This window comes from uncultured Sulfitobacter sp. (genome assembly GCF_947502895.1).
Classification (GTDB): domain Bacteria; phylum Pseudomonadota; class Alphaproteobacteria; order Rhodobacterales; family Rhodobacteraceae; genus Sulfitobacter.
Genome location: NZ_CANNBM010000004.1, coordinates 199,675 through 211,473 on the forward strand (window position 1 = coordinate 199,675; position 11,799 = coordinate 211,473).

The following is an 11,799-nucleotide window of genomic DNA, read 5'->3' on the forward strand; positions in this document are numbered from 1 at the left end:
AGTAATGCTTATTGGAAGCGACAAATTATGCTAGGGGTAGGGGAATGGCCTATCACTATTTCTACACGCATTTCTTCATTTTCGAATTTTCGATCCGCCGATCCATCAGCTTTGGCGCGCTCTCATTATGTCTGGAAAACCATGTCTAACTCTGTCCAAGCGGCCTCTTATCGCGGCCTCGTTGCAATTGACGCGTCTGTATCGGAGCATATGCTGCTTTCCAGCAATCTTGAGAGTGATCTGAGCGCGACATTTCTGTCGACCGACCAGCACCCCCTGGAAAACATCGCAAAGGCGCTTGAACAGTTGAGCGTGCGGCCAAGCGAGCTGCATATTGTGGGCCACGCCCAAGCAGGGCGTCTGCGATTGGGCGATATTACACTGGATATCGAGACACTTCCCCGCCATGCGGCACTGCTTGCACGGATCGGTAACGCGATGGCGGCGACGGGTGTCATTGCAATTACAGCTTGTGAAATTGCCGCGACCGATGTGGGGGCCGCTTTTGTGCAGGCGTTGTCGCTGGCGACAGGGGTGAATGTTGTTGGTACGCTTCAGCGGGTTGGCGGATATGATGCCGACAGCTTCCAGCTGTCTGGCAGCATCGGTTCTCCTTTTTCCCGCGAGCAGCGCGAAAGCTATGGTGCGACAATGGCGGACGCAATGGTGACCACCAATGTCCAGAATGTCGAAAACGGCGGCGCAATTGATTTGCTTGGTGCCGACACAATGCTGACCGTGCAGGTGGGTGCCGAGACTTATATCATCGCTCTTGGATTGTATGAAAACAACATCTCTATTTTCTCCGCCGCCGCAGACGGCACATTGACGCTAAGCACCAGCATCTCGGACGGCTTTACAGACACAGCACCTTTTCTTCGCTCTCCATATGACGCGACCGTGGTAGAGGTGAACGGCGTTGCACATGTATATGTAACAGGCTCTGAAGGGATATCTGGGTTTTCTATTGCAGCAGGTGGTGTCGTTTCAAACATCTTCAATCTGTTTGACGACGGGCGCCCAAGTTCAAACTTCTCGGATCTCGCGGTGACATCAGCACAGATCGGCGGCAGCACCTATTTGGTAACATCCGGCGGGAACAGCGACGAGCCGGGACAGCCCCGCGATTATCAGGGATTGACCGTTTATAACATCAACACGTCGGGGCAGCTGACGCGCGTTGCAACAGTGGCGGATGATGCCACGCTCAACCTTGCCACGTTGATAGGACTGGATCTGAAGCGCGCGGCACTAACCACCGCCGAAATTGACGGCACAACCTATCTGTTTGGCGCGGGCAACGGCGACAATGGCATATCCGTCTTTTCGATGGATGCGGGCGGGGTGCCAACACTGGTCAGCAACTTTGACGATACGGCGTTGACCGCATTGCGCGGTATCCAGTCAATGATGACAGAAGTGATCGGCGGCACCACATATTTGTTTGCATCGGGCTTTGACGATGGCGGTATCACCTCTTTTGAAGTATCGGCCAGCGGGCAATTGACGATCGCAGATGCTATTGTGGACGATGCGCTGTTGAACCTGCGCGGCGCGTACAAGCTCACCTCTACAACCATTGACGGAACGGTCTATCTGATCGTTACGGGACAAGACGATGACGGCGTGTCTGTGTTTGCTGTCAACGACTTGGGCCAGATGACGAATGTGGCCAATATCAGTGATACAAACGGTATCTCGTTAGGGGGGTTGCAACTTGAAGGAGCAAGCGGCGTTACGACGGCCACGATCGGCGAGGCTACCCATATCTATGTAGCCAGCCTGCTCGACGATGGCATCAGTGTCTTCACTGTAAACTCTACGAGCCCAGTTGACGCCGGACCGCCGCGGTTACCCGCCGCCGATACGTCCTCCTTGTTCCCGCTTCAGATAATGAACACCGACAACGTCGAGAATGGCGGCGTGATTGATCTGTTTCGCAGCTATGCTGTCGAGACCACCGAGATTGGCGGCGCAACATATGTCATTGTTCTGTCACGCGGAGATTTGAACATGTCGGTATTCTCGGCCGCAGCCGATGGCACACTGACCCTTGTAGATACGGTCCGCGACGGCTTTACCACCAATCCACCCTTTCTCGACGAGGCATTGCATGCCGAAGTCATTGAAATCGGGGGCGTTACCTATGTCTACACCGCCGCATCCTCGTCGGATGGGATTTCAGCTTTTTCCATCGCACCGGACGGCATGATCACCAATACCTTCAATCTGGCCGATAGCCTGCAACCAGATACGGACTATACCCACAGGTATATGACCTCAGCACAGGTTGACGGGAACACGTTTCTTATCACTTCGGGGGGCAATCGCGATACGGCAGATGGTTTTGTCGTATATTTCGGCCTTTCAGTTTATTCCGCAGACAGCACAGGCCAGCTGACGAACGTAGGTAATCGCGACAATCTCGGCCTCCTCAACATCACCGATCCAAGGGGAATGACGACTGCCGAAGTGGACGGCACAACCTACCTGTTTATCACAGGTGTGCGAGACGCAGGCAACGGCGCTATATCGCAAGGGCTGAGCGTTCTGTCGGTAGATGCCGCAGGCCAGCTTACAGCAGTTGCTAATTTCAACGATACAAACATCACCGCACTCGCTGGTCCGCAATCGCTGACCACAGCCGAGATCGGCGGCCTGACCTATCTGTTTGCAACAGGTTTCAACGAAAGCGGTGTGACATCATTTGTTGTTTCGGGTGACGGCAGCCTAACGCTTGCCGATGCTGTGATTGATGATGCGGCACTTGAAATTGGAGGTGCTATTCGACTGGACACAGCCGAAATTGACGGAACAACCTATCTGTTCGTAACCGGATTTCTGGACGATGGCGTGTCGATCTTTGCGGTGAATGATCTGGGCCAGATGAGCAATGTAGCCAACATCAGCGATACAAACGGGATTGGCCTTGGTGGGTTGCAACTGTCTGAGGCCGTCGGCATCGCCACTGCCGAAATTGACGGCAAAACGCATTTCTATGTTGCAGGTCAGAGCGATAGCGGTGTCAGTGCCTTTTCAGTAGGGTCGCCATTGTCATTAGAAGGTGGCGACAGCTCAAACACAACGCCCGATCCGACCCCGACCATTAATGTCACCGCAGCAGCAGGTGCAGCGCTGAGCGTGGATTGGGGCGACGGGCGCGGCTTTGTCGCGTTTGGCAACGCCACTGGTTCCGAACAGCCTCTGACACTGGATGCGGCATATGTCTCTAGCGGGTCGCGTGACATTCAAATTCGGGCAACGGACGCAGATGGCAATACCTCTATCCAGACGCTGAGCGTGACAATCGAACTTGTCGTCACTGAAGGTGATGACATCGCTGCGGGAAGCGACCTGTCTGATCTCATTGATGCACTTGGCGGCGATGATACTGTGACCGGTCTGGCAGGCGATGACACGCTTTTGGGTAACAGTGGTGATGACTCGCTGGAGGGCGGTACAGGAGACGACTCTATCGATGGTGGAACAGGCGCCGATACGCTGTTCGGCGGTGAAGGCAAAGACACCATGGCGGGTGGAGACGGCACGGATTCTCTTGAAGGTGGTGCAGGCGATGACCGCATGAATGGCGGTGCTGACTTTGATCATGTGCACGGAGGCGCGGGCAATGACTTTATCGACGGTGGGGCAGGTGCCGACCACATGTTGGGTGGGGCAGGCAATGACCGGTTCTTTGTGGATGACACCAACGACATAGCGCTTGAGAGCGCGGGCGCGGGCGATGACGAAGTTCGCGCGTCTGTGGATTACACGATTTCTGCCAATATCGAGCGGTTGATCCTAACAGGCACAGACGACATTGACGGCACAGGAAATGCTGCAGCAAACCGGATCGATGGCAACACGGGTGATAACGTACTTGCGGGGGCAGGCGGCGATGACACAATCGCAGGGGGCGCAGGTGATGACAGAGTGGTGGTCGGCGTGGCTAGCGACGATGCCAGCGTCAGCTTTGACTTTTCCGACCGCAATGTCACAATCCTGACCACCAGCGAAGGTGTGTTGCGCCTGACTTCTGTGGAAGAGGTGCAATTCACCGACAGACGAATTGAGTTGGATACAATCCGGCCCATTCGCGAAGATCCCGTCGTGGTCAGTGCGGGCGATTTCTTTATCGGGCAGGCAATTGATCTGTCACGAGAAGGCGGCGGCACATCGTTTCTGGTTGGTGGAACAGCCAATCAAGGCTCAAACAGCGGTAATGAATTTAGATATGAGACGGAAGATGGCGGTTTGGGTCGTTTTCGTGGGTCGGGGTTTAACAGCACCGATGTCGAGACTGCAATCGTAGACGCCGTTCGGATTGACCCGACGGGATCAACCAATGACCGTTTCGGCATACAGGGCTTTTTCCAGACGCTGGAAGACATGCAAACAGCCGACTGGGCATTCTACCAGACCAATATCTTCAACGGCAACGACACTATGACCGGCTCTTATCAGAGCGACCATTTGGTTGGGTATGATGGTGACGATATCCTCATAGGCGGCAACGGCGACAAGGAAGGCTATCTCGTCAGCGGCTCGAAACCCAGCTTCACCCCTTCGGTTCTACGTGCGCCCGGCGCACAGGCGGACGAGGCGTTTTGGCTCAATGACGGTGACGATACGCTGGATGGTGAGGCGGGCAATGATACAATAGACGGCAGCACCGGCGATGACATGCTGATCGGCGGCTTGGGTGATGATATGGTGTTCGGGGGGGCTGGTGACGACACTGCCGTGATCGCCGCGTCCAGTCTCCAGATCACAGGCAATGACTTCAACGGCAGCCTTGAGGTGTCCAGCGTAGATGGCACAGACATCATCCATGATGATGTTGAGTTCATACAATTTGATGACACACTGCTGGCCTATGATAGCCTTGCTTTCATTCTCGAGAACCCGAATGCGGCACCAACGGCCCTTGATCTGACGTCCGTGACCACGGACATCGATGAGAAAACAGACACCACAACGCGGATCAAAATCGCGGATATCGCTGTCACAGACGATGGAAACGGCAGCAATGAACTCGGCTTGTCTGGATCAGACGCCAACCTGTTCGAAATTGACGGGGCCGAGCTGTTCTTGCGCGCTGGTACATCACTGGATCACGCGGTCAAAACGCAGCTGGATGTCACGGTCACTGTTGAAGATCCTTCAGTGGGATCCTCACCTGATATTGAATCCGAACTGACGATCACGGTGAATAATATCAACGATGCGCCAACGGGTAATATCACCATTACGGGTACGCCGACCCAAGGCGGACAACTCACCGCAGTGTCCACACTTGAGGATGCAGACGGTTTGACCGCGCTTTCCTATCAGTGGACGCGAGGGGGCACAGCCATTGATGGTGCGACTGCCGCCAGCTACATGCTCAGCCAAGCTGATGTAGGCACACAGATCGCTGTGGAGGTCGCTTACACAGATGGTGGCGGCTTTGCAGAAAACGTGGGCAGCGCATCCACAGTAGCAATCAGCGATATAAACGATGCGCCAACCGGCGGTGTGAGCGTTACGGGAACACCTGTCGAAGACGGCCAGCTGTCCGCTGTCTCCACGCTGGCCGATGCGGATGGTCTGGGCGCAATCTCATATCAGTGGGTGCGCAACGGTGTCGACATCGATGGTGCGACTGATGCGAGCTATACGTTGGGCCAGACTGACGTGGGCGGGCAAATCTCGGTTGTGGCACGCTATACCGATCAAGGCGGTTTCGGCGAGACCGCGAGCAGCGCACAGACTGTGCCTGTTGAAAACGTCAATGACGCCCCGTCGGGTCGCGTGATCATCAACGGCTTCGCCGCCGCGGGTTCAGTCTTGTCTGTGTCCAATACGCTAGAGGATGAAGACGGGTTGGGCTCTCTCAGCTATCAATGGTTGCGCGATGGCGTCGCAGTGAGCGGCGCAACAGCTGCAACCTTTACGCTGTCGGCAATAGATGTCGGCACTCAGATGACGGCGCAGGTGTCCTATACCGACGCGCAGGGCACGAATGAGGCGGTTATTTCATCGCCCTCCAGTGCCATTGTCGGAAGAACTGGTGCAGCAGGTACAGCCGGCAATGATCGGCTTTCAGGTACAGCTTTGCCCGAAGTTATCAGCGGCCTTGCGGGCGCAGACACGATAAATGGCGGCGGTGGGCCGGATGTTCTGCTCGGCGGATTTGGCAACGACTACCTCTTTGGGGATGAATTCGAGTTGCGCTATGCCTTGGACGAAGCCAATCTGGTATTCCGTCTCTATCAGGCGACATTTGACCGTGTACCAGATGAAGGTGGGCACAAAGGGTGGACAGAACAGTTGTTTACAGGTGTTCAGAGCTTGACCCCCGTGACCGAAGGGTTCGTGAATTCGCAAGAGTTTGCCAACACCTACAATGGTCTGAATCAAGCCGACTTTGTCAAAGCCTTGTACCGCAATGTTCTGAACCGCGATTTCGATGCCAATCAGGTGAGCGATGCCGAAATCAAGGGGTGGACCGACCAGCTGGATGCAGGACAATCGCTTGCGCAGGTTGTGAACGGATTTTCCGAGAGCAGGGAGTTCAAGATTGCGACCCTTGATGCTGCAAATGCAGTCGCTGTAAATGCCAACCCTGCGGAATGGTCGGATGATGTTTACCGTCTATACCGTGCAACCCTCGACCGTGATCCCGACATCGGAGGCTTTTTGGCGTGGACCGAGCAACTGTCAAACGGGCGCGCCTATGATGAGGTGATCGCGGGATTTGCCAATTCATTCGAGTTCCAAAACACCTATGGCGATCTGTCCGGTTCTACGGCCTTCATAACCCAGCTCTATCAAAACGTGCTTGACCGTGCGCCTGATGCAGGCGGTTTGCAGGGCTGGTTGGACAGTCTTGAAGCAGGCGGAACGCGCGAAGCGGTCGTACGAGGATTGGCGCAAAGCGCCGAGTTCCGCGCAAATACAGCATCCGATCTGAAAGACTGGATTCGTAACGCAGGTGTGGACGATCAGATCAATGGCGGCGGCGGCACTAACGCGCTGGCTGGTGGGCAGATGGCGGATGTTTTTGTCTTTGACCAGTCCAACCTCTCGACCAACACTGTCCTTGATCTGGAGGCGTGGGACTACATCGATCTGAACGGATTTGGCTTTACTTCAGCTGATGATGTGCGGGCTGTAATGACACAAACCGGTAACAATCTGGTGCTTAATGATCTGGGCACCTCTATTGTGTTCCAGAACACTGCATTGGCCGACATTACAGATGATATGCTCCTACTCTGAGCAATTTAAACAGCACGAGATCATGTACCAACACTGCGCGCGGCCCTTTTCTGAGGGTCGCGCGTTTTTGGTCCGAGACGCTGCCGAAACTATCCCCACCACGCGGGTGTTGACGATGGCGCACTGACACGGGCTGGTCTTTGGTCCTGAGTGGGATAAACCTATGCCATGCGGTATCCCCGCGCATCGGAGAGGCATTATGTCAGATTTCACCACCAGACCCGAGATCAAGGGCACTTTCGGCGTCGTAGCTTCAACCCACTGGATCGCATCTGCTGTGGGGATGGCAATGCTGGAAAAGGGTGGAAATGCGTTTGATGCGGCGGTCGCGACTGCACTTGTGTTACAAATTGTTGAGCCACACCTGAATGGTCCGGCAGGGGACATGCCTGCGATATTCCACTCCGTGGATACAGGGGAGACACAGGTGGTTTGTGCGCAGGGTACGGCACCAGCCGGCGCCACGATCGCGCATTACCGCGCACAAGGGCTTACGCTTGTTCCGGGTTCCGGGCTGCTTTCCACTGTTGTACCGGGTGCGTTCGACGGCTGGATGCTAATGCTGCGTGACCACGGCACTATGGAACTGAAAGAGGTGATGGAACCTGCCATTCAGTATGCGCGTAACGGGCATCCGGTTCTGCCTCGCGTAGCCCATACAATTGCAGGTCTGGTCCCTTATTTCAAAGCACACTGGCCAAGCTCGGCTACCGTGTGGGCGCCAGACGGCAAGGCGCCTGAACCGCATGCGCTTTTTAAGAACCCTGATCTGGCAGACACCTACGAAAGACTGTCGCAAAGTAGCGGTGACACCCGCAACGCGCGGATAGACGCCGCTCGCGCCGCTTGGTCCGCTGGCTTTGTTGCAGAGGCGGTTTTTGACTATCTGGCAGATGCAAAGGTCATGGATGTCTCGGGCAAAGCACATCGCGCTGTCATGGCGCCCTCCGATATGGCTGACTGGTCCGCGCAATACGAACCAACACTCAGCTATACCTATCACGGATGGACCGTTCATAAGACCCAAAGCTGGGGGCAGGGCCCAGTAATGTTGCAGACGCTTGCGCTGCTGAAAGGGTTTGATATGGCTGCTATGGACCCGTTGGGTGCTGAATTTACCCATATTGTAATCGAAGCGATGAAGTTGGCCTATGCGGATCGCGAGGCATACTACGGTGATCCTGCGCAGAGCGATATCCCGATGGATTACCTACTGAGTGATGAATACAACGATGCGCGACGACAGCAGATCGGTGCAACCGCGTCACACGATCAACTACCAGGTCGTGTGCCGGGGTTTGAGCATTTGGCCGACCGCTATATAGAACGTGCCGCGCGCGATTTCGGTGTGGGTGTGGTGGAAGCACAAGAGCCGACCATGTCACACCTTACCGAAAAACGCGGGGATACTGTGCATCTGGATGTCGTTGACCGCTGGGGAAACATGGTAAGTGCAACCCCTTCCGGCGGGTGGCTGCAAAGCAATCCCGTAATCCCCGGTCTTGGCTTTCCACTCAACTCACGCGCACAGATGTTCTGGCTGGAGGAGGGACTGCCCACATCGCTGGCCCCGCATCGGCGTCCTCGTACTACCCTAACCCCTAGTCTGGCTGAAAAAGATGGCACGCGGCTGGTGTTTGGCACACCGGGCGGTGATCAACAGGACCAGTGGCAGCTGATCTGGTTCTTGCGCTTTGTGCATCACGGATTTGGGTTGCAAGAAGGGATGGATGCACCGCTGTTCCACACCATGCACTTCCAAGGGTCGTTTTTTCCGCGTGAGGTAAAAGCAGGAGAGATGATGATCGAACCTGACGTAGGCGCAGATGTCATCGCGGATCTGCGCGCGAAGGGCCATATCGTAACAGTAGCCGAGCCTTGGACGGTAGGACGACTAACAGCCGCCATGCGCACCGTTGACGGGATGCTGCACGCGGCTGCAACGCCGCGACTGATGCAGGCCTATGCGATTGGCCGATAATAGGCATCATTTAACCTAAAAAAGGCGGCCCCATAGCCGCCCTTGATGCGAGTTACCCACTGGACTTAGCCGCGGCGGCGTCCGCCTACACGGCCCGCGCGGCCCCGACCTTCTTGGCCTGCTTTGGGCGCAACTTTGTTGAATTTAATCCAGTCCCCACCGTGGGGGTCGCGATCAAACAAGAAGTTTGCAGCGCGGATCGCTTCCATTTCCTTGCCAGGCTTGGGCAGCGTGGACCCCATGCCGAAAAGTTGTACAAACACCTCGTCGTCCATCCCTTCGGGCAGGACCACACCGAGGGCCGCCAGCTCTTCTTTCTTGGCGGCGATCTTAGCTGCGTTGATGGGCAGAGCGACAGGATTCATAATCGCAGACGTCATGCCCGCACCCATCGCCATTGGCAAAAACGCATTGTTGATGCCGTGACGGTTGGGCAGGCCAAAGCTGATGTTTGATGCACCACAGGTCGTGTTCACGCCGAGTTCTTCACGCAGACGGCGCACCAGGGTAAACACCTGATGGCCTGCTGTAGCCATAGCACCAATTGGCATAACCAGCGGATCAACAACGATATCATGGGCAGGAATGCCGAAATCAGCGGCACGCTCGACGATCTTCTTGGCGACAGCAAAGCGCACGTCGGGGTCCTCTGAAATGCCTGTGTCATCATTGCTGATCGCAACCACAGGCACATTATATTTTTTGACCAGAGGCAGCACCAGTTCCAGCCGCTCTTCTTCACCTGTGACCGAATTGAGCAGCGGGCGGCCCTCGCAAGCTTCCAACCCATTTTCCAGAGCTCCCGGCACGGAGCTGTCGATGCAGATCGGGCAGTCGGTGACAGCCTGAACGCGCGCGATCATTTCGGGCATCAACATCGGCTCGACAAAGTTGTTGTCGGCATAACGCGGATCTTCGGCCATTTTGTTGGAGAAGACCGCACCAGAGTTCACGTCGAGGATGTTTGCACCAGCGGCAACCTGCGCAATCGCATCAGCCTCGACACGGCTGAAATCACCGCGCTCGAGCTCTTCAGCAAGAATTTTACGGCCTGTTGGATTGATCCGCTCACCAATCACAGAAAACGGCTGGTCAAAGCCGATGATGGCAGTTTTGGTTTTGGATTCGACGATTGTTCTTGTCATGCTTGTCTCTTTCAGGCGGTTGCAGGCACGGCAGCGCTGCCGCCATTGTTTTGCGCCCATGTGGCATTGGTTTTGATTCCGCCCAGCGGGAAGAAATGCACGTGGGTGATGTTAAAGTCGGGATTAGCGGCCTTGTGCGCTGCCAACTCGGCTAGCACGTCCGTTGGCTCGTAGGGGAGCAGCAGCTTGGTCACATCCATCGCACGCTTTTGCAGCACTTTGAGCGAGGGACCCACACCGCAAGCAATTGCAAATTTGATCAGAGTTTGCAGCTTTGCAGGACCCGCAATGCCGATATGGACGGGCAGGGTGATCCCTTCTGCAGCGATGGTATCGGCCCATTTGATGATCGGCTTGGCGTCAAAAGCGAACTGTGTGGCAATTGCCAGATTAGCATCTGTGCGGGTCTGGAAATCATTCTTCCAGCGCAAGGCCGCATCGACATTTGCTGTGCCTGATGCGTCGATATCGCGGTTGCCCTCCGGATGGCCTGCCACATGCAAGTTGGTAAAGCCTGCCTTGTCGAATAACCCCGTTTCCATCAGCTGCATGCTGTCGCTGAAATCACCATGCGGCTTGGTCACACCACCCGCAAGAAGCAGCGCCTGCTTTACATCCGCCTCACCCTGATAGCGGGCTATCCAGTCGCCCAACACGGCGTCATCTTTGATAATCCGCGCAGGAAAATGCGGCATAACCTGAAAACCGTCTGCGTTCAGCCGCTTTGCAGTCGCAACCATTTCCTCGATCGGGGTGCCCTCGATGTGTGCGATGTAGACGCGGGTGCCTTCAGGCAAGAGCGCGCGGAAATCTTCCACTTTCTCAGCCGTGCGCGGCATGACTTCGATAGAGAAGTCTTGCAAGAATGCCTCAACCTGCGGGTTCACCTCGTCGGGTGCTGTTTCTTTTTTCCGGAAATTCAGCAGTGCCATTTTTTGGCTCCTTCCTGTGATCAATAGTGTGCGGGTCAGGCCCAGCCATCATTTGCAATCAGTGCCTTGATGCGCTCACGGTCATATTCGGCGTCCAGCTTGGCGGCTTGCGCGTCTGCGACCTCGGCATCATCGCCTTCAACTGTGAACGGAGCAGCTTTGCGCCACTCGGCAAGGTAGGCATCGGTGTCTTCCGCACCGACTTTCATCGCGGCCCGGTCGATTGCCTGTTCGAAACGCTCGGGCAAAATACGCTTTTGGCCGCGGCGGCCCTTGCCCACGATGACCTGCGCGGGAATATCCCGCCAGTACACAATCACGACCTCTGCCATATGCGATTCCTCTCCTGCCTCATGGGCGTTTTTCCCTCTCTATCCGAAGGGCATGGATGTGCGACTGTCGTTTTCGACAATACCGGTTCCATCAGCGACCTTTGTCTACACCATCGTGATGCAAGCTGCACCTGCAAGGCCGGATC

The 11,799-nt window shown here is 55.7% G+C and carries 5 protein-coding genes; 2 read left to right on the forward strand and 3 right to left on the reverse strand.

From position 1 onward, the window contains the following. Nucleotides 1-141 precede the first annotated feature (141 nt). Together Q0903_RS16055 and Q0903_RS16060 are read left to right on the forward strand one after the other, a co-directional pair. Nucleotides 142-7,263 carry a DUF4214 domain-containing protein gene (locus Q0903_RS16055; protein WP_299417037.1) on the forward strand — a complete coding sequence of 2,374 codons (7,122 nt, stop codon included), beginning with the start codon at nucleotides 142-144 and terminating at the stop codon, nucleotides 7,261-7,263. 199 nt (nucleotides 7,264-7,462) lie between these two features. Next, nucleotides 7,463-9,244, forward strand: coding sequence for a gamma-glutamyltransferase family protein (locus Q0903_RS16060; protein ID WP_299417040.1), 1,782 nt, complete (start codon nucleotides 7,463-7,465; stop codon nucleotides 9,242-9,244). Nucleotides 9,245-9,309: 65 nt separating this feature from the next. On the opposite strand, the gene Q0903_RS16065 is transcribed toward Q0903_RS16060, so the two are convergent. The 3 genes from Q0903_RS16065 to Q0903_RS16075 are packed head-to-tail and all read right to left on the reverse strand — an operon-like array spanning nucleotide 9,310 to nucleotide 11,653. Continuing rightward, the gene (locus Q0903_RS16065) at nucleotides 9,310-10,389 is read right to left on the reverse strand and encodes a methyltetrahydrofolate cobalamin methyltransferase (protein WP_299030391.1); all 1,080 of its coding nucleotides are present in this window, start codon (nucleotides 10,387-10,389) and stop codon (nucleotides 9,310-9,312) included. Between the two features lie 11 nt (nucleotides 10,390-10,400). Next, a complete protein-coding gene (locus Q0903_RS16070; protein WP_299417042.1) occupies nucleotides 10,401-11,321 on the reverse strand; it encodes a methylenetetrahydrofolate reductase in 921 nt (306 codons plus the stop codon). Nucleotides 11,322-11,356: 35 nt separating this feature from the next. After that, nucleotides 11,357-11,653: a virulence factor gene (locus tag Q0903_RS16075; protein ID WP_299030397.1), complete on the reverse strand. Its 297-nt coding sequence runs from the start codon at nucleotides 11,651-11,653 to the stop codon at nucleotides 11,357-11,359. Nucleotides 11,654-11,799 lie beyond the last annotated feature (146 nt).